Below are 19,393 nucleotides of genomic sequence, written 5' to 3'. Positions count from 1 at the left end.
GGGGTGGCCGCCCCGAACAGGAGTACCGACCCATGACCAGCCTGTACGTGCGGGAGATCACGCGCAAGGACCATCTGGCCCACCTCCGGCTGTCTCCCGACGCGAGTCATCTCCAGATCCCCGAGTGGGGCGACGTGAAGCCTGACTGGCTTCCCGAGAGCGTCGGCTGGTTCGAGGGCGAGGCGATGGTCGCGGCGGCGCTCGTCCTGTACCGGCCGCTGCCCGGGATACGGCGCTTCCTCGCGTACCTTCCCGATGGACCCGCGATCGACTGGCGGGCCCCTCGCCTGGAGAGATGGCTGGACCCGCTCGTCGCCCATCTGAAGCGGATCGGGGCGTTCTCGGTGAGGATCGGGCCACCCCTGGTCGTACGTCACTGGGACGCGGCCACCGTGGCGGCGGGCATCGCCGCCCCCGACGTACGTCATCTGCACGATCTGCCCGCGGCCGGCATCGACGGATTCGCGCTCGACGCCGCGGAGCGGCTGCGACGGCTCGGGTGGCGGCCGTGCGAGGAGGACGACGGCAGCGGTTTCGGCCTCGGCCAGCCGCGCTACGGCTGCCACATCCCGTTGGCGGGGCGCTCGGTGGACGACCTGCGCGGTGCCCTCGCACCGCATTGGGAACAGTCCTTGCGTACGGCCGAGACGGCAGGCGTCCGCATCTCGCGGGGCTCGGCCTCCGACCTGCCCGAGTTCCACCGCCTGTACACCGCGACCGCTGCCCACGACGGCTTCAAGGCCCGCCCGTTGGACTACTTCCGGCGCATGTGGAAGGCCCTGAACGCCGAGGACGACGACCGGCTCCGCCTCTACCTCGCCCACGACGACGGCGAGGTGCTCTCCGCGGCCCTCATGCTCAGCGTCGGCTCCCGAGCCTGGCACTCGTACGCCGCGTCCGGCCGCCGAGGGCGCCAACTACGGCCCAGCAGCCTGCTGTTGTGGCGCATGCTGTGTGACGCGCGGGCGGCGGGCGCCGACATGTACGACCTGCGCTCCATCACCCCCGCCCTCACGGCGGACCGCCTGCTCGGCCGACTCCTGTTCAAGACGGGGACCGGCGGCCGGGCCGTGGAGTACCTCGGGGAGTGGGAACTGCCGGTGGGCACCCAGGGCAAGGTGCTGCAGCAGGCGTTGGGGATCTACCTCGGGCGCAGGTGAAAGGGGAGGCGCCCACCTGGGGAGCCTCCCCTTTGCCATGTCGAGGGCGAGGAGAGCGACGGAACTAGCGTCAGATAGAGAGTCTGTAGAAGGAAGCCCCGTTCATGGCCTCGCCATGGCCAACCGTAGCAGTCAGTCCGGGATCAGGTCGCGCAGATTTTCCGGGGTGATGACGCGGGACTCCGGGTGCAGACCGTCGGGGCGTTGCAGACCGATGTAGGTGACGGGCTCGTCCGGGACCGTCGTGCCGTCCCACAGGGTCATGCCGGTGGCGTCGTCGGTCATCAGGCCGGTGAGGTACCGCACCGTGAGCTGGTCGCGCTCGACGATGCCGCGCAGCAGCCGCGCGACGGACACCTGGTTGCCCTCGACGCGGTTGGCCGTCGGGGCGCCCTTGAGGTAGAGGTGCAGCCATTTGGCGCGCCACCGGCCGTCAGGTCCGCGCAGGAACACCAGCGGCAGCGCGACCTTGCCCGGACCACGCAGCTCCGACTTCATGCGCACGGTACGCGGTTCGAACGGGCGGCCCTGCTGCTCGGCCTCGCGCAGCATGAACCCGAAGAACGACTCCTCGACCTCCTCGAACCCCTCTCCGGAGAAGATGTTGACCTGGGGCACGATGAACCTCCCGCGCACGGCCCCCAGACGCAGGTTGATGAACTCCGAGGCACCGTCGGGCGCGTCCGTGATGTCGCCGGAGTGTTCGCCCTCGACCTCGGTGAGCGACGTGTACGACAGCCAGCAGACGGTCTTGTAGCGGGCGTCCAGCATGAGCGCCGACAGGTCGTAGTCGGTGCGGTGGCGGCTCTGTTTCCAGTACACGAAGAAGCGCAGCAGCTCGCCGTCGACCGGCGACACTGAGCCGCGCGGCAGCACGCCCAGCCCGGACGCGGTCGCTTTGCCGCTGAGCGGGAGAGCGACGTCGAGCACGTTCGGATCGATGAGCAGATGCCCGGCAGCGGGCAGACGACGGCGTATCTCGGCGTCGAGTACGGCCAGGACCCGCTGACGCTCGGCGGGCGGCACCGGCGGGCGGTCATCGGACGTGACCCAAGCACGACCGAGGCGGTTGACGAAGACCCGGCGTTCACCGGCGTCTTCGCCCTGGCTGGATTCGCTCCGGTTGTGTTCGCCGCGGTTGTGGAAGTGCTCGCGGACCGACAGCACGACCCGCCCGGAGACCTGGTGCACGACCTCTTCGACGGCGGCGACGACCGCCTCCCGCTCGCCGTCGGTGGCCGCCGAGCGCAGCAGATGGTCCAAGGAGCGCAGCAGCTTGCCAGGAGCGGATTTCAGCAGCGTCGCCGTGCCGGTGACGTCGTTGGTGCCGAGCAGTTCCTCGGCCCGGCCGTCGAAGGACTGCGCCCGCTTCTCGCCCCGTGCGACCACGAACACGTCGGCGGCGTACGGCCACCGCGGGTACTCGTGCGGGTGGAGCCGCTCGCCGAGGCGCTTCCATGCCTCGCGGTGGGGACGGACATCGGCGAGCCTGGCGGGCGCCGCGGCGACGACGGCGTCGAGGCCTGCGAGCAGGGCGCGGCGGACCCGGCGGGACAGCGCCCCGAACCGCGTCGGCTCCCGCAGGGACACATCGCCGCCCGACAGCGCGCAGGCCAGGCGCAGCACATCGGTGACGGTGTCCAGCAGCGGCTGTGCGCCGACGCTCACACGGGCCTGGTTGACGATCGCGCGGTTCTCCCGGATGGGGATCGCCTCCGGCTGAGGACCGTGCACGCAAGCCCTGGCGAGAGCCGTGAGGTCGCCGAGGTCGTCCTGGCTCAAAGGTGTGCTGCTGCCGGCCAGGGCGAGATACAGGGCGGTGACCTCGGAGTCCAGGTCATCACCCAGGTGCAGCACCGTCATGCGGTCGCCCGCCGCGGCGATCAGCTCGCTGTGGTGGGCGAGCATCTCGGCGTAGGTGTGCTGGTAGGCGCCGTACGACGGCAGCGTCAGCAGGTCCACCACACCGGTACGGAGCTGGTCGAGCGTTCCGGCCCGGGCCGTGTCGTCGGTGAGGGCCTCGGCGATGCACCGCATCCAGAAGTCGAACGTATCGGGAACGTTCGCCGGGAAGTCGACGAAGTAGGCGTTGTGCTGGACGTGGTCGCCGACCATCTCGCGGACCGTGGCCAGCGTGGTGACGGCGGTGTCGACGACCGTGCTCTCGGACAGCCCGGACAGGTGCTCCAGCAGATCCGCCGACAGCTTGAAGCCCACGGACATCAGCGCGGCGTCCAACTGCCGTGCCGCTACGTCGCCCGCTCCGGCGGCTCCCGCGAGGGAAGGCAGACGGTGTGTGTGCCGGATGACCAGCGGTTCGAGACTCTGACCCATGCCCGGATGGTCCCAGAGGTGTGCGTACCGCTGCATGCGAGTTTCCACGTGGTGACGGCAGCGACATGGACGCCACCGACCGGGCAACGCTTCCCACCGCTCCAGCGAGAGCGTGGACCGAGTGCGGCGACTCCGTGCCCGAGCCGACGTTTCTCGCCGTCCCAGCGCACCTGCTCTCGCCGAGCCCTCGGGTGCGGCGCTGGCCGCGGCCGCGGCAGTCGCCTTGCCTCTGAGGGAACGGTGTGAGGGCCGCTGGCTGGCCGACGGCGACCTACTGACTCGGATCCGGTGCGCCGAAGCCGCGGTGAGGACTCCGGCCGCGGCCGGAACCGTTGACCTCGTCCGTGCCCTGCCGTCCAGTGGCACCGCGATGATGCGTGCAGAGGCGGTGCACGGCCGAGGGCAACCGTGACCACGGCGGCTCGCTTCGAGTATCTGTTCCCCGGAGTCGAGTCAATACGGGATCATGAAGCATGCGCCTGGATGCCTGGCACCTCACCGAAGACATCGACGACTTCCTCGCCCGCGCCGGAGACTTCCTCCGCTCGCGCCCCGCGTTGCACAACACTCCGCTCACCGTGATCGAGAAATGGAGGACCCGCCCAGACGCGTTCGACCCCGGAACCGTGCTCTTCGGCCGACTGGAGTCGGACGGCGAGGTCCAGGCGATCTTCTACCTTCCACCGACCCGTCGGCTGACCCTCACCCTGCTGTCCCCCGAGCGGGCCGACGCGCTCGCCGCTCATCTGACTGGTCTCGGCCACGCCCTCTCCGGCGTGACTGCGGACCACGACACCGCCACCGCGTTCGCCGAGGCATGGCAGCGGCACACTGGCGCCACGCCCACGCTGCGCGTCCGGATGCACCTGTACCGCCTCAGCACCCTCACCCCGCCGACTCCGCCCCCGGACGGCAGGAGCCGACTCGTGGGCGAGCAGGACCGCGAGCACCTCATGCGCTGGTGCCGTGAACTCGCCGCAGACCTCGGGGAGACCGTCACCATCAACGCCGACTCCTGGAACAGCACCCGCTTCGCCGAGAAGCACTACACCTTCTGGGAGAACCCCGACGGCACCCCCGTCTCCATGGCGGGTGCGAACCCGATGGTCGCCGGCATGGTCCGGGTGGATCCCGTCTACACCCCGGCCCACCTCCGTGGCCGCGGCTACGCGGCCGCCGTGACGGCCGAGGTGAGCCGGGCCGCGCTCGCCGCGGGCGCCACGGAGGTCGTGCTGTTCACGGACGCGGGCAACCCCACCAGCAATGCCCTCTACGAGCGGCTCGGGTACCGCCGGGTCGCGGACTGGGCCCCGTACGACTTCACCTCCGCCGAACCGAAAGCCGGCCGCGTCACCAGCCTGCCCGAACAACACACCTAGTGCCGAGAGAGGGCCTCAGCAGCTGCCATTGGATTCTTGAAGTCCTTTGTTGGCACCCGCTGTCCGGCTCACGATGTTGGGCACGCAGCCGGTCCCGTCGAGGCTGTAGGCGTAGGGGATGCTCACGGTGGTGTTGGACTTCGGGTCGGGCCCGGCGGGATTGTTCTCACTGCTGGGGCTGGACCAGGTGACGTTGTCGAAGGTGTTGCCGCTGACCTGCCAGTACCCGGCGGCGTCGGTGTAGAAGGTGCCCAGGACGTCCTTGGAGTTCTTGAAGTAGTTGTTGTCGACCTTGGCGCGGGCCCCGGCTCGGGAGTTGATGCCCGATTCGTTGAGCTTCACGTAGTAGTTGTTGTAGATGTGGGCTGTGCCGCCGCGCAGCAGGGGCGCGCGGGAGTCGATGTTCTCGTACAGGTTGTGGTGGTACGTGACGAAGCCGTTCGAGAGATCGCTCTCACTGGAGCCGATGAGGCCGCCGCGACCCGAGTTGCGCAGGATGCTGTAGGACAGGGTCACGTACTGGGTGTTGTCCTTCATGTCGAAGAGGCCGTCGAACCCTTCCGCCTCCCCGCCCGATGCCTCAAGGGTGGCGTGATCGACCCAGACGTTGCGGACGTTCCTCTCCATGCCGATGGCGTCGCCACCGTTGGACGTGGGCGAGCCTGACTTCTTGACATTCCGGACTGTCACGTTCCGGATGATGATGTTGCTGGCTTCGCGAATGTGGATACCCAACTGGTCGAAGACGGCTCCGCTGCCGACGCCGATGATGGTGACGTTGCTGATCTGCTTGAGCTCGATCACGCCTGCGGCGGTGTTGCAGCTGTCGCCCGACACCTTGCTAGTGTTGCCGTGGTTGATGGTCCCCTCGACCTCGATGGTGATCGGGGTGCTGCTGCTGGCCCGGCCGCACAGTGCCGCATGGATCGCGGTTCCCGTGGTGGCCCGTACGGTCTGCCCGCCCGCGCCGCCGGTGGTGCCACCGTTCTGGGTCGCGTAACCCGTGGCACTGCCGGCGGCCGCCGATGCCGCGGGCGTCGGCAGAACCGCGCCGGTCGCGGCCGCCAGGGCCACCGTCGCCAGTGCCGCATAGAGTCGCCGTCCGACTGCTCGTGTCATCCTCGCCTCACTTTTCGTCCGTCGGATGCTGATCGTCAGTTCTCCATGCCGTAGTCGTCCGACGGGCCACCAAGGTTGCCGCCCAGCGCCTGTGTTCCCGTCGCTGGATTCCTGCGCGGTGGCCATCGGCTTGGCCGTCGTGGCGAACAGCACGCGCAACGGCTTCCGCCATGACCGGTAAGGGCTGCCTCGCGGGCGGGCAGGGATGCCTGCCGATGGCTGCGAGCAGGCGGCCGAGCCGACGCGACAAAGCCCGCGGCGCCGGCCTCCGCTCTCGCGTGATCCGCCATCACGTAACGCTCTGATTACGAAGCCGAACAGCAACCTTCCCAGGTTCAGGATCCCGGCCTAGGTTTCGAGCGAAAACCAACCGTCTGGTAAGGGTTGGTGTTCATCGGCCCGAGCAGCACAGGTCAGGCCGTCATGACCGACTCTCAGGAAGGCAGTCGACGATGACCGAACTCGCTCCCGGATTCCTCTGGGGCGCCTCCACCGCACCGCACCAGATCGAGGGCAACAACCTGGGCAGCGACTTCTGGGCGAGCGAGGGACGCATGCCGGGTATGGAGCGCAGCGGCGACGCGTGCGACAGCTACCACCGGTACCGCGAGGACATGCAACTGCTCGCCGACGCCGGCCTGGGCGCCTACCGCTTCGGCGTCGAATGGGCCCGGATCGAGCCTGTCCCCGGAATGGTCTCGCGGGCGGAGCTCGCCCACTACCGGCGGATGATCGACACGGCCTTCGAGCTCGGCCTCACGCCGGTCGTGACCCTGCACCACTTCACCAGCCCGCTCTGGTTCGCCCAGGAAGGAGGCTGGGTCGGCGACCGCGCCGTCGAGCGGTTCCGGGCGTACGCCGCGGCGGTGTCCCCGATCCTCGACGGAGTCGAGTGGGTCGTCACCATGAACGAGCCGAACATGCTGGCCATCATGGTCGGCATGGCCCAGGCCATGCAGAACCAGGCCATGCAGAACCAGGCCATGCAGAACCAGGCCACGCAGAACGAGACCATGCAGAACCAGGCCGGGGAGAACCAGCAGGCGGCCGGGGAGTGGCAGAGCCCCACCGTCGACACGGAGGGCCCGCGGCCCCAGCTGCCGGCCCCCGACGTGAAGATCGGTGAGCGGCTGGTCGAGGCGCACCACGCCGCCCGGGAGGTGCTGCGCGAGCGTACCGGTGCCAAGGTCGGCTGGACGGTCGCCAACCGTGCCTTCGTCGCACGCCCGGGGGCCGAGGAGAAGAAGCGGGAACTGGAGTACATCTGGGAGGACCTTTACCTGGAGGGGGCGCGCGGCGACGACTTCGTGGGCGTGCAGTCGTACTCCAGTCAGTGGGTCGGTCCGGACGGCATCGAGCCCCATCCGCAGCATCCGGACAACACGCTGGTGGGCACCGCCTACCGGCCGGACGCCCTGGGCATCGCCGTGCGGCACACTGCCGAGGTCACCGGCGGCATGCCGATCCTGGTCACCGAGAACGGCATCGCCACCCGGGACGACACTCGCCGGATCGCCTACACCGGCGAGGCCCTGAGGCACCTGGAGGCGGCGATCGCCGATGGCGCGGACGTCCGCGGCTACCTGCACTGGAGCCTGCTGGACAACTACGAGTGGGGCCACTGGGAGCCGACGTTCGGCCTGGTCGAGGTCGATCGCGAGACCTTCGAGCGCCGCCCCAAACCCAGCCTCGCCTGGCTGGGACAGGCCGCCCGTGTGCGCAACTGACCGCACCGCCACCGGAAGGACACACCGTGCAGGTATCCGTACGCGACGTCTCGTCCCGGCCCCTGGCCGAACTCATCTCGCTGTCCGGACGGCGCGCCGTCGTCACCGGTGCGGGCCGCGGGCTGGGCCGGGCCATCGCCGACCGCATGGCCGAAGCGGGAGCGGACGTGCTCGTCACCGATGTCGAGCGCGGGCTCGCCGCCGCCGTCGCCGAGGACCTGAACGCCCGCCGCCCGGGCCGTGCGCTGGCCGCCCACGTGGACGTCACCGACGCCGGGAGCGTGACCGCTGCCGCCGACCTCGCGGTCCGGGAACTCGGCGGCGTCGACATCTGGGTCAACAACGCCGGGATCTTCCCCAGCGTTCCCGCGCTGGAGATGTCCGAGGAGACCTGGGACGGGGTGTTCGCCGTGAACGCGCGCGGTGTCTTCCTCGGCTCCCGGGAGGCAGCGCGCCGGATGCGGGAATCCGGAAGCGGGGGCGTCATCGTCAACGCGGTCTCCACGGCCGGGTTCCGGGGGACGGCTCCCGGGCTCGCCGCCTACGTCGGCTCCAAGCACGCGGCGCGCGGCATCACCAGGCAACTCGCCCTTGAATTCGCCCCGTTCGGCATCCGCGTTCTGGGCGTCGCACCGACGTTCGTGCCGACCGAGGGAACCATGGCGGCAGCCGCTGAGGCCGGGGTCCCTCTGGACGCCGAGTCCCTCAAGTCCGTGATGAGGCCGGGCCCGCTCGGCCGGCTCGGCGTGCCCGACGACATCGCCCGCGTGGTGCTGTTCTGCGCGAGCGACCTCGCGGCCTTCATGACGGGGAGCACACTCCTCGCCGACGCCGGCGAAACGATCTGAGTCCACGCATCCGCGACACCGCACACAACCGCCCGTCCGCCCCGGACGGCTACCCCGCGAACGACGCGTAGGAGCCGCATGCTCTCGCCCCGCACCAGCCCCACCCGCGACATCGTCAGCCTCGACGGCCTGTGGCGATTCGCCCTCGACACCCGCGCCGACGCCACCCCGTGGACGTCGCGGCTCACCTCACCCCTCGAAGCCCCCGTCCCCGCCAGCTACAACGACCTGTTCACCGACGCGGCGATACGCGACCACGTCGGCCTCGTCTGGTACCAGCGCGATGTACGGGTGCCGCGCGGCTGGGCGGGGCAGCGGGTGGTCCTGCGCTTCGGCTCCGTCACCCACGCCGCCCAGGTCTACGTGGACGACCTGCTCGTGGCCGAACACACCGGCGGCTACACCCCGTTCGAGGCGGACCTGACCGGCATCGTCCGCCCCGGCGCCGAGTTCCGCCTGACGGTCGGCGTCGACAACCGGCTGACGAACGAGACGATCCCGCCGGGCACCCTCACCACCGGCCCCGACGGCCGCCAACGCCAGTCGTACCTGCACGACTTCTACAACTACGCGGGCATCGCCCGCCCGGTCCGCCTGTGCAGCACACCCACGACCTTCGTCGAGGACGTCACTGTCGTCACCGGACGGGACGGCGCGGCCGGCATCGTCGACTACCGCGTGGAGACCGCCGGCCAGGCCGCCGAGGTGCCCGACGTCCGGGTGCGCGCGCTCGACGAGGCGGGTCGGACCGTGGCGGAGGCACACGGCCCCGAGGGCACTCTCCGCATCGAGGACGCCACCCTTTGGCAGCCCGGCGCCGGCTACCTCTACGACCTCGTCGTGGAGCTGATCGCCGCCGACGAGACAGGCAAGGGAGAACCGGTCGACAGCTACACCCAGCCCTTCGGCGTCCGTACCGTCGAAGTGCGGGGCACCGAGTTCCTCATCAACGGCGAACCGTTCTACTTCACCGGGTTCGGCAAGCACGAGGACACCCCCGTCCGGGGCAAGGGCCACGATGACGCCTACCTCGTCCACGACTTCCAGCTCCTTCAGTGGACCGGCGCCAACTCCTTCCGCACCTCGCACTACCCGTACGCCGAGGAGGTCCTCGACTTCGCCGACCGGCAGGGCATCGTCGTCATCGACGAGACCGCCGCCGTCGGCCTGAACCTGGGCGTCATGGGCGGCCTCACCGGCCAGGCACCGACCCCGACCTTCGCGCCGGAGAACTTCGGCGGCACCACCCGCGACGTCCACGCCCAGCACCTGCGGGAGCTGATCGAACGGGACAAGAACCATCCGAGCGTGGTGATGTGGTCCCTCGCCAACGAGCCGGCCTCCAACGAGGACGGCGCCCGCGAGTACTTCGAGCCACTGGTCGAACTGACCCGCAAGCTCGACCCGACCCGCCCCCTCACCTACTCCGCGGTCATGTTCGCGACGCCGCGGAACGACCGGATCGGCGACCTGTTCGACGTGCTGAGCATCAACCGCTACTACGGCTGGTACGTCTTCACCGGTGACCTCGCGACCGCCGAGCAGTACCTGGAGCAGGACCTCCGCGGCTGGGTCCAGCGCTTCGGCAAGCCGGTGATGATGTCCGAGTACGGCGCCGACACCCAGCCCGGTCTGCACTCCGTGTGGGACACCCCGTGGAGCGAGGAGTACCAGAGCGACTACCTCGCCATGTACCACCGCGTCTTCGACCGCGTCCCCGATTTCGTCGGCGAACACGTCTGGAACTTCGCCGACTTCCAGACCTCCGCCGGCATCCACCGCGTCGACGGCAACAAGAAGGGCGTGTTCACCCGCGACCGCAAGCCGAAGACGGCGGCGTTCGCCCTCCGCCGCCGATGGCACGGCCTGGGCGGGCGCAAGCCGGGTCCGGCCGCGAACGACTGACACGGACTGGGCGACTGAAACGTTCCAATTCCCCAGCGTCCCCAACCCTTCCAAGAGACCGACCAGGTGGCGACCGGCACCCCGAGCCCGACCACCGCCTGCAGTCGGTCGTCGAGCGGTCCTGGTCACGTGTCGCTCCGCACCCACGCCCCCTACGCCACCAGCGCATCCACCAACGCGCGTGTGCCGTCCCCCACCAGGTGCCGCGCCGCCTGGCAGTTCATGAGACGAAGGAGTACTCATGCCGCACAACGATCGCGACCTCGGCGTGGCCGGGCCCCCGCCGACCGAGCCGGTGAAGGGGGACGGGGAGAAGCCGGCAGGGCCGGCGAGGGCCGACGGCGGCGAGGCGAGCCGGACCTCGGCCCCCGAGATCGAGGCCCCGGCGCTGCAGAAGGTCGCCACGGGCTACATCACCTGGATGATGATCGCCAGCTTCGGGGCCTCGCTGGCCCTGATGGTTCCCCTGTCCTACTCGCTGGCACTGCGGATCTCCGATCTCGCCCCCGGACGCGAGGAACTGCTTGGATACGTCACCGGGTCCGCCCAGTTCGTCTACCTGGTCCTCAGCCCTCTGATCGGCTTCTGGAGCGACCGGACGCGCTCCCGCCTCGGCCGCAGGACACCGTTCATGATCGCCGGGGCCGTCCTCGGTGTCGTCGCGCTCTTCGGGATCGCCGCCGCACCGACCGTCTTCCTGGTGGGCCTGGTGTGGGTCGTCGGCATGATCGGCTGGTCCACGGCCGGGCAGGCCATCCAGAACGTCCAGGCCGACCGCGTGCCCGAGGAACAACGCGGCCGCATCTCGGCCCTGACCAGCGTCATGAACCAGATCGCACCCGTGATCGGCATCGGCATCGCGTACGCGGTGGCCTCCAGCACGCTCCTGGTGTTCCTGGTCCCGGGCGTCCTCGGAGCGGCCATGCTGCTGCTGTTCCCCGTTTTCAAGCCGGAAGGGGACTCCCGTGCTCTCGTCCACACCAGCGATGTGACCCTCAAGGGCCTGATCGCCAGCTACGGCTTCAACCCCCGCAAGTACCCCGACTTCGGCTGGAACTGGCTCGGCCGCTTCGTCTTCTTCATGGGCCTGTACTTCAACACCACCTTCGGCACCTTCTTCTACGCCCAGCGGCTCGACCTGCCCATCAAGGACGTCGCCGGCGTCGTGGCGACCGTCGGGGCCATCGGGGTGCTGGCGGCAGCCGTCGGCGCCATCGGGGGCGGCTTCCTCTCCGACAAGCTCGGCCGGCGCAAGCTGTTCACCTTGATCGGTGCCGTGCTCTTCGTCGTCGGGGCCGTCACCGAGGCGTTCGCCTACTCGCTGCCCCAACTCGTCCTCGGCGCGGTGCTGATGCAACTCGCCATCGCGGCGTTCAGCGCCGTCGACCAGGCGATTGTGTTCGCCGTCCTCCCGGACCGGGCACAGGCCGGCCGCTACCTCGCGGTCGTCGCGTTCGCGCAGAAGATCCCCAGCGCCGTCGCCCCGCTGATCGCCCCCCTCGTCATCACCATCGGCGTCACGGCCGGCGGCGAGAAGAACTACACGCAGCTCTACCTGAGCGGCGCGGTTCTCGCCCTGGTCGGTGGGTTGATCATCAAGTTCAAGGTCAAGTCGGTCCGGTAGCGGGAGACGTCGGCGGTCAACGGCGCCGGCCAGGGACCGGGTCCATTCCCACACCCGTCGGCCAACTCCCGGCCCCGCCCGCGCCGATGTGATCCGCTGCCGAACACCTCGCCGCCCGCGCGGTGCGGCAGCCCGCCGACTTCGACAAGGAAGACCATAGACAAGGACCACCATGAACAACGCACCGTACGACCTGCGGATCGACAGCGGCGGCGACGAGTTCGCCGTGTCGGGCCCCGCACCGCGCCTGTCATGGCGGCCGCCGTCGGACGCGGGACGCCCGGCGGAATACGAGCTGGAGTGCACCGTCGGCGGCGTGCCGCAGCCGGCGGTGACGACCGCGCCCGGCCGGCACCGGTTTCTCCCCTGGCCGTGGGCGGCGCTCGGCAGCGGGCAGCGCGTGGCCTGGCGGGTCCGGGCCGCGGATACCGAAGGCTCCTCGCCGTGGTCGAGGTGGAACACCTTTGAGGCGGGGCTCCTCGATGAGGACTGGCAGGCGCGCTGGATCTCCCCGGCCGAATCCGGCGACGACCCCGGCTACGGCAAGCGCCCGGCCTATACCCTGACGACCCGGTTCCAGGCACGGTCCGGGGTGCGCTCGGCACGGCTGTACGCGACGGCACTCGGCGTGTACGAGGCGTACGTGAACGGCGAGCGCGCCGGCTCCGCCGAACTGTCACCCGGCTCCACCTCGTACGACCGCACGCTCTACGCCCAGGCATCGGACGTCACGGCCGCCGTCAGGGCGGGCGGCAACCGGATCGAGATCATCGTCTCCGACGGCTGGTACCGGGGCCGGGTCGGCGCGTTCCGTCTGCCGGCCGGGTGGGGGACGGTGCTCGCCGCACGTGCCGAGCTGCACATCACCTACGAGGACGGCTCGCACCAGGTCGTGCGCAGCGACGAGACCTGGACGAGCACGCGGTCGGCCATCACCCGTGCCGACCTCATGGACGGCCAGAGCACCGACTTCCGCGCTGAACCGGGAGCAGAACAGCCAGTCCTGGTCGACCAGGTCCAGGCGCCCGCGATCGACTGGTCGCCCGGGCCGCCCGTACACGTGGTCGCCGCACGCCCGGCGGAGTCGGTCAAGCAGCTCGAAGAGGCGCTCTGGATCGCGGACTTCGGGCAGAACGCCTCCGGCTGGATCACCCTGAGCGACCTCGGCCCGGCCGGCACCCGCACCGTCATCGACTACGGGGAACATCTGGGCCCCGACGGAGACCTGGCGACCGCCCACCTGGACTCCGTACGCCCCGGCGAGGAACCGATTCCCTTCGTCCAGCGCGACGAAGTCGTCTCAGGGGGCCGGGGTGAGAGGTTCGAGCCACGCCACACCGTGCACGGCTTCCGGTACGCGCGCATCCGCCGCGACGGCGCCCCGCTCGACCCCGCGAGCCTCACGATGCGCGTCGTCCACTCCGACCTGCGCCGCACCGGTACCTTCGTGTGCGGTAACGGCGACCTCAACCGCCTTCACGAGATCGCCGCGTGGAGCTTCCGCGGCAACGCCGTCGACGTTCCCACGGACTGCCCGACCCGCGAGCGCCTCGCCTGGACCGGCGACTACCAGGTTTTCGCCCCGACCGCCACGCGCCTGTACGACGTCCTCGGCTTCAGCCGCAAATGGCTCCGCTCCGTCCGCGACGACCAACTGCCCGACGGCCGGATCGCCAACTTCTCGCCCGACGGCCGCCGTATCAAGCACCACCTCGACGACCAGTTCGCCATGATGACCGGCTCAGCCGGCTGGGGCGACGCGATCGTCTCCGTGCCCTGGGAGCTGTACGAGTCCTACGGCGACCGGGAGGTCCTCGCGGAGAACTGGAAGGCGATGGTCCGGTGGGTCGAGCGGGCGCTGGTGACCGCTCGTACCGCCCGCCACCAGTCCCGGATCGAGCGCTCGGCCGATCCGCTCCCGCACGAGCAGTACCTCTGGGACGGCTCCTTCCACTGGGGCGAGTGGACGGAGCCGAAGGCGAAGGCCGCCGACGGCACCCGCATCGACCCGATCAAGGCGGACCCCGTCGCCTGGTTCATGGCCGACAAGGGCGAGATCGGCACGGCGTTTCTGTACCGCTCGACGTCGATGCTTGCCCGTGTCGCGCAGGTCCTCGGCCGTACCGACGACGCAGCGCGCTACGCCGAGGTCGCCGAGCGCGTCCGCGACGCCTGGCGCACCGAGTTCCTGACCCCGGACGGACGTACCACCGGCGACACCCAGGCTGCCTATGTACGGGCGCTGGCGTTCGGGCTCGTCCCCGACGAGCTGCGCGGGGCCTCCGCCGCACGCCTCGTCGACCTGATCCGCGCCGCCGGCACCCGCCTCGGTACCGGATTCCTCGCCACCGGCCACCTGCTCCCGGTCCTGGCCGACACCGGCCACGCCGACGTCGCCCACGAACTGCTCCTCCAGCGCACCGCACCGTCCTGGCTGTACATGGTCGACCGCGGCGCGACCACGATCTGGGAGGACTGGGAGGGCGTCGACGAGAACGGCGACGCTCACGACTCCCTCAACCACTACAGCAAGGGCGCCGTGATCCGCTTCCTGCACACGCACACACTCGGTCTGCGGCAGGCGCCGGGATCGGTCGCCTGGGAGTCCTTCGAGGTCGCGCCCGTCCCGCACCCGTCCCTGACGTGGGTCCGGGGCACACACGAGTCCCCGCAGGGCACGATCACCGTCGAGTGGCAGACGACCGGCGAGGAACTGACCCTCACCGTCGACGTGCCATCGGCCACCACCGCACGGGTCGTCTTCCCCGACGGCACCACCGAGACCGCCACGACGGGCACCTTCCGTGCCACCCGCCCCCTGGCGAAAGGGGCGTTGAGAGGGCGCACTTGAACTGCACGACGAGACAAATGCCAACCTTGTGGTAGTTTTTGACCGTCAGCTGCTGCGCACGACCTGTCCGAACCGCTTTCGTTGGGGGAACACACGTGGGTGAGGCCAAAGCGCGCGGGCCGTACGCCAAGACACCGGCCCGAAGAGCGGAGATCGTACGGGCGGCACGCGACAGCTTCGCCGAGAAGGGCTACACCAAAGCCTCCCTGCGCGACATCGCCGAGCGGGCCGGAATCACCCACGCCGGGCTCCTGCATCACTTCCGCAACAAGGACGAACTCCTCGCCGAAGTCCTCGCGAAGCGGGACTCCGAGGAGTGGCAGCAGGGCCTGGCACAGGTCGACAGCCTTGACGAGCTCTCGCCCTACCTCGGCGAACTCATTCGCCACCACCAGAAAGCCCCCGAGCTGATGCGGCTGTGGATCGAGCTCGCCGCCGCGGCCTCACGCTCGGATCACCCGGCCCACACGTACTTCGTCGAGCGATACGAGCGTGGGCGCACGCAGTTCGCCGAGGGTTTCCGCGACAAGGCGGCCCGCGGCCGACTGCGCGAGGGCGTCACCCCCGAGAGCGCCGCGGTTCTCTTCCATGCCGTGCTCAACGGCCTCCAACTGCAGTGGGTGCTCGACCAGGAGCTCGACATCATCGGACCGGTCAACGACTTCCTGCGCCTGCTTCTGGAGCGGGACAACAGCTGAGCTGAGCGTCACCAGTACCTCTTGTCCGGCCTCTGCGACGCCCGCACTCACTGGTCTGCGGGGACCCGCGCAGGCGTACCGACTCCGTCCGGCGGATGCCGGCCCAGCCTGCGAGACACGACCGGATCGGAGGCGCGACGACCTCGCGGCCGGCGGCAACGGGATGCACCGCACCACCGTGACCGGTGGGTAAGGGAGTTCGAAAGCTGCCCGATTCCTGAGCGCGGTGACCGTCGCCTGCAGACCCCGATCGCGGCGTCGCGGGCGCCGATCGCCCGGATCAGCAGCGCGCCCGGATGGACCTGGCCCACTGTCGAAGCAGCTGGCACGACCTGGAGTGTACGTTCGTACATTCTGTTGGATAGCATGCCCGCATGCCGACGAACTACTTCGCCCAGGACCCGCGCAGCAACCTGGAACGTATGCAGGCGGGCGACTTCTACATCGCCGACGACCCCGAGATCGCCCGGCTCCTGCAGCGGGCCGTGAGCCTGGCTGCCCGTTACCAGACCGCCTTCGCCGAGGACGCCGAAGCCGCGCAGCCGCTGCTGCAGGAGCTGCTGGGCTCCCTGGGGGAACAGGCGCACATACGTCCCCCGCTGTACGTCGACTACGGCAGCAACATCACGATCGGTGCGCGGACCTTCGTCAACTACAACCTCACGGCCCTGGACGTCGCGCCCATCACGATCGGCGAGGACTGCCAGATCGGCCCGAATGTCCAGCTGCTGACCCCGACTCATCCGCTGGAACCGCAGCCGCGGCGCGACAAGCTGGAGGCGGCCCGGCCCATCGTCATCGGTGACAACGTGTGGATCGGCGGCGGGGCCATCATCCTGCCCGGCGTCACCATCGGCGACAACTCCGTCATCGGCGCCGGCGCGGTCGTCACCAAGGACGTACCCGCGAACGTCGTCGCCATCGGCAACCCCGCCCGCGTGGTGCGGAGTCTGTGAGCCGCACTCATGGCCACCGGACACACCGACCCCCAGCGCCGGGCACGCATCCTCGACGCCGCACTCGACCTCATCGCCGAGGAAGGAATCGGCCACCTCTCCCACCGGAAGATCGCCGCACGCGCCGGTGTCCCGCTCGGCTCGATGACCTACCACTTCAGCGGTATGGATGACGTGCTGCGCGCGGCCTTCGGCCGGTTCACCGACCACATCGTCACCGTCTTCGACGCCCATCTGTCAGCCCCGGCCGATCCCGGCCAGGCCCGGCAAGCGGTCGCCGATCTCGTCCATGCGCTTTCCAAGGGTGACGCCCGTGACCTGGTGCTCGCGCAGGAGCTGTACACCCTCGCGGCCCGCCGGCCCGACTACCGGGAACTCACACACGAGTGGATGCGCCGCAGCCGCGTTCACCTGGAGAAGCATTTCGACCCCGTCACCGCCCGCCAGCTCGACGCGCTCATCGAGGGGCTGACACTGCATCAGGCTCTGTCGTGTGAGCCCCACGACCGTTCCCTGACGCTCGAAGCGATCACCCGCATCACCGCCCCCGGCGAACGGTCCCGATGACAGCCCGAGCAGCATGGCGGCGCCGCGCGGCGCCCCAGGCCGGGCCACGTGTGCACCACCGTGTGCCATGGCCCGCTCTACGCCTGTCGGCAGCCGGGAGTCGGCTGTGCCTGACGTGCCGGTCCAGTTGCCGGCGAGCATCGGCCCGAGGCCGCCGGCGCATCACATCACCCTGGCCGTGCTGGCCCCGGCATTCCTGGCCGCCCTCACCGCCGACGCGACAACGGCCAGGACAGCCACTACCGGCGACGACTTGCCGTCGCCGCGACCGGATAGATCACGATGTCGCACTGGAGTGCTAACAGGTGGGTACATTCGGCAGTTTGTTGTCCGGAGAGCGGACGTAGATGTTGGTGATGTAGCCCCCGTACAGAGGAAGGTACGCCCACCAGTCGTTCCTGTACGGCGGCACCTCCACTTCCTGGCCGCGCTCCTGACAGCTGATCAGCACCTCTACGCCCGCGGGGAGTTGGGTGAGCACGGTCGATGTGGTGGTCGTGCCGGCCCGGACCCGGACCCCAGAACCCCAGGTGCCGAACCACGTACCGGCCGGATGGACTCCTCCTGGCACGTTCAGCGAACGCACCAGCCGGTTCAGGTTGGTGTACGCAGCGCCGAATGAAGTGCTCTGCGGTTGCAGAGTGAAGACGGCGACGATCGAGCGGTCGCCGGTCCCGACCGTGCCGGTGGAGTGCAGGGCCCGCTGCGTGAGGTCCACGTCGGCTGCGGTTGTCCTGGCCGCGGTCGTGTTTGAGCAGTCGCCCGAGCTGCCGAACCCGGACCAGCCCTGCTTCACCGCCCACGGCCGCTCGAACGACGCCGGGATGCCGAAGCGCTGGTCGAAGCCGTCCGTGCCGCACCGCGTGGACTGCCGCAGGTTGTCCATGACGAGGTCGCGGACAGAGGCCGGGGCGCTGTCCAGGATGTACCGGTAGATCCGTACGGTGTCGGCCGCCGACAGCGCCGTGTATCCCCAGTACCCGGGGTAGCCTGCCGGAGGTCCCGCGGTGTCGGTCAGGCCAAGACGGGAGACCATGCGGCCCACGATCGCGCTCCCGCCGTTCTGCGACCAGTAGTGAGAGGCCGCAGCGTCGTCGCTGCTGCGCAGCATCGCGTCGAGCCGGGAGCGATCGTCCGCAGGCAGGTTGTAGTCCGGGCCTCGGTTCCACACGTGGTCGAGCGCGATGAGGAGCTTGACGACCGAGGCCGCGCGGAACTGCAGGTGAGGATTGAGCTGCTCGCTGAAGGTGCCGGTCTGCCGGTCGTAGACCGCGATGCCCGCAGTCACGCCGGGCGGTACGTCGCTCGACGCGGTCTGTGGCACCGCGGCGCGCACGGGAGCGGCGGCCGTGCCGAGAAGGGCCGCCACCAGGACGAACCACCCGATGACGGCCGCGAGTCTGCTGCGCACTGACATGTGCATACGATCCCCCGATCCTCGTGTGACAGCGAAGTGTAGTGGTGGCGGCAGGCCCTTTCGCCCTCTGGAACGCTGCTGCTGACCCCGACGGTCGGCCCCGATCGTGCTGATCGGGGCCGCCGTGAGATCCAGCCGCGCTCAGCAGTTGCGGATGTACCAGACAGGCGTCCAGTCCTGGGCTACTTCGACCGTTCCGGCAGGGGCGGTTCCCAGGACGCTGCCGTTCTGGCGGTAGAAGGTGGCGGAGGCTCCGCCGGTCTGGGCGTTGGTGTAATCACCCATGCCGTTCCAGTTGGCCAGCGCGTACCTATTGCAGTAGTAGAGGAAGAAAACCTTCCACTTGGACACCACGGGATCCCAGACCTCGCCGCAGAAGTTCCCCGAGTCGCAGGTGTAGGGCTCGCCGGTGGCCACGTGAATGAACCTGGTGGCCGGCGAGATCGTCGGAGAGACCGCAGCTATGCCCTGGGCCGACACCGACTGGGCGCTGTCCGGCGCCGACGGTGCGATCCGAACGTTGCCACCTGCGCCGTTGTTCGAGGGCTCGGCCGCCTGAGCCGATCCGGTGGTGAAAACCGCTGTCAGCATCCAGGCCAGGACGCCGACCAAGCCGAGAATCGAGCGTTTGACGCGCATTCTTCTGTTACCCCCTGGTCACGCGAGTCCGATGTCCGCTGGTGGCGTCGGCTGCGATGCCGCCGCTGCCTGCGCCGCCGCCCCTGATGCTTGCTGATGCGCAGCTGCCAGAAGAAGCTTTTCGACCGTGCTCGAAAAGCGCCCTGGCTGGATCAGCGGCAAGGAACCT

At 69.6% G+C, this 19,393-nt stretch carries 13 protein-coding genes and 1 pseudogene; 10 read left to right on the top strand and 4 right to left on the bottom strand.

Translation table 11 applies throughout. The features are described from left to right. Window positions 1–32: 32 nt before the first annotated feature. Window positions 33–1,160, top strand: a complete 1,128-nt coding sequence (locus IE262_RS00900) for a lipid II:glycine glycyltransferase FemX (RefSeq protein WP_189870490.1) — start codon at window positions 33–35, stop codon at window positions 1,158–1,160. 132 nt (window positions 1,161–1,292) lie between these two features. Here IE262_RS00900 and IE262_RS00895 read toward each other — a convergent pair whose 3' ends face one another. After that, window positions 1,293–3,494: a hypothetical protein gene (locus IE262_RS00895; protein WP_189870488.1), complete on the bottom strand. Its 2,202-nt coding sequence runs from the start codon at window positions 3,492–3,494 to the stop codon at window positions 1,293–1,295. A gap of 473 nt (window positions 3,495–3,967) precedes the next feature. Here IE262_RS00895 and IE262_RS00890 point away from each other — a divergent pair, with 473 nt between their 5' ends. Continuing rightward, window positions 3,968–4,873: a GNAT family N-acetyltransferase gene (locus IE262_RS00890; protein WP_189870486.1), complete on the top strand. Its 906-nt coding sequence runs from the start codon at window positions 3,968–3,970 to the stop codon at window positions 4,871–4,873. A gap of 18 nt (window positions 4,874–4,891) precedes the next feature. Here the strand turns inward: IE262_RS00890 and IE262_RS00885 are convergent. Then, window positions 4,892–5,992: pseudogene (locus tag IE262_RS00885) on the bottom strand (pectate lyase family protein); the annotation flags it as partial. Between the two features lie 452 nt (window positions 5,993–6,444). Here IE262_RS00885 and IE262_RS00880 point away from each other — a divergent pair. The 8 genes from IE262_RS00880 to IE262_RS00845 all read left to right on the top strand — a co-directional run bounded on the left by IE262_RS00880 (window position 6,445) and on the right by IE262_RS00845 (window position 17,168). Beyond that, on the top strand, window positions 6,445–7,719 hold the full coding sequence (locus tag IE262_RS00880; RefSeq protein ID WP_189870484.1) for a family 1 glycosylhydrolase: 1,275 nt from the start codon (window positions 6,445–6,447) through the stop codon (window positions 7,717–7,719). Window positions 7,720–7,745: 26 nt separating this feature from the next. Continuing rightward, complete coding sequence (locus IE262_RS00875; protein WP_189870482.1) at window positions 7,746–8,567, top strand: SDR family NAD(P)-dependent oxidoreductase; 822 nt, start codon at window positions 7,746–7,748, stop codon at window positions 8,565–8,567. A 78-nt stretch (window positions 8,568–8,645) separates the two neighbouring features. Continuing rightward, a complete protein-coding gene (uidA, locus tag IE262_RS00870; protein ID WP_189870480.1) occupies window positions 8,646–10,472 on the top strand; it encodes a beta-glucuronidase in 1,827 nt (608 codons plus the stop codon). Window positions 10,473–10,713: 241 nt separating this feature from the next. Beyond that, entirely contained in the window at window positions 10,714–12,096 is a 1,383-nt protein-coding gene (locus IE262_RS00865) for an MFS transporter (RefSeq protein ID WP_189870478.1), read from the top strand. A 172-nt stretch (window positions 12,097–12,268) separates the two neighbouring features. Further along, complete coding sequence (locus IE262_RS00860; RefSeq protein ID WP_189870476.1) at window positions 12,269–14,947, top strand: family 78 glycoside hydrolase catalytic domain; 2,679 nt, start codon at window positions 12,269–12,271, stop codon at window positions 14,945–14,947. A 95-nt stretch (window positions 14,948–15,042) separates the two neighbouring features. Next, window positions 15,043–15,645 (top strand): TetR/AcrR family transcriptional regulator, encoded by a 603-nt coding sequence (locus tag IE262_RS00855; protein WP_189870474.1) that lies wholly within the window; start codon window positions 15,043–15,045, stop codon window positions 15,643–15,645. 374 nt (window positions 15,646–16,019) lie between these two features. Next, window positions 16,020–16,601 carry a sugar O-acetyltransferase gene (locus IE262_RS00850; RefSeq protein ID WP_134039462.1) on the top strand — a complete coding sequence of 194 codons (582 nt, stop codon included), beginning with the start codon at window positions 16,020–16,022 and terminating at the stop codon, window positions 16,599–16,601. Between the two features lie 9 nt (window positions 16,602–16,610). Further along, window positions 16,611–17,168 carry a TetR/AcrR family transcriptional regulator gene (locus IE262_RS00845; RefSeq protein ID WP_189870472.1) on the top strand — a complete coding sequence of 186 codons (558 nt, stop codon included), beginning with the start codon at window positions 16,611–16,613 and terminating at the stop codon, window positions 17,166–17,168. A gap of 298 nt (window positions 17,169–17,466) precedes the next feature. On the opposite strand, the gene IE262_RS00840 is transcribed toward IE262_RS00845, so the two are convergent. Both IE262_RS00840 and IE262_RS00835 read right to left on the bottom strand, forming a co-directional pair. Further along, a complete protein-coding gene (locus tag IE262_RS00840; protein ID WP_373304957.1) occupies window positions 17,467–18,591 on the bottom strand; it encodes a D-alanyl-D-alanine carboxypeptidase family protein in 1,125 nt (374 codons plus the stop codon). 135 nt (window positions 18,592–18,726) lie between these two features. Further along, window positions 18,727–19,224, bottom strand: a complete 498-nt coding sequence (locus IE262_RS00835) for a hypothetical protein (protein WP_189870467.1) — start codon at window positions 19,222–19,224, stop codon at window positions 18,727–18,729. Window positions 19,225–19,393: the final 169 nt, after the last annotated feature.

The sequence above is a fragment of the Streptomyces bluensis genome, from assembly GCF_014650715.1.
GTDB lineage: Bacteria > Actinomycetota > Actinomycetes > Streptomycetales > Streptomycetaceae > Streptomyces > Streptomyces bluensis.
The sequence above is the reverse complement of the archived record's forward strand: the minus strand, read 5'-3'. Positions and strand labels throughout refer to the sequence as shown.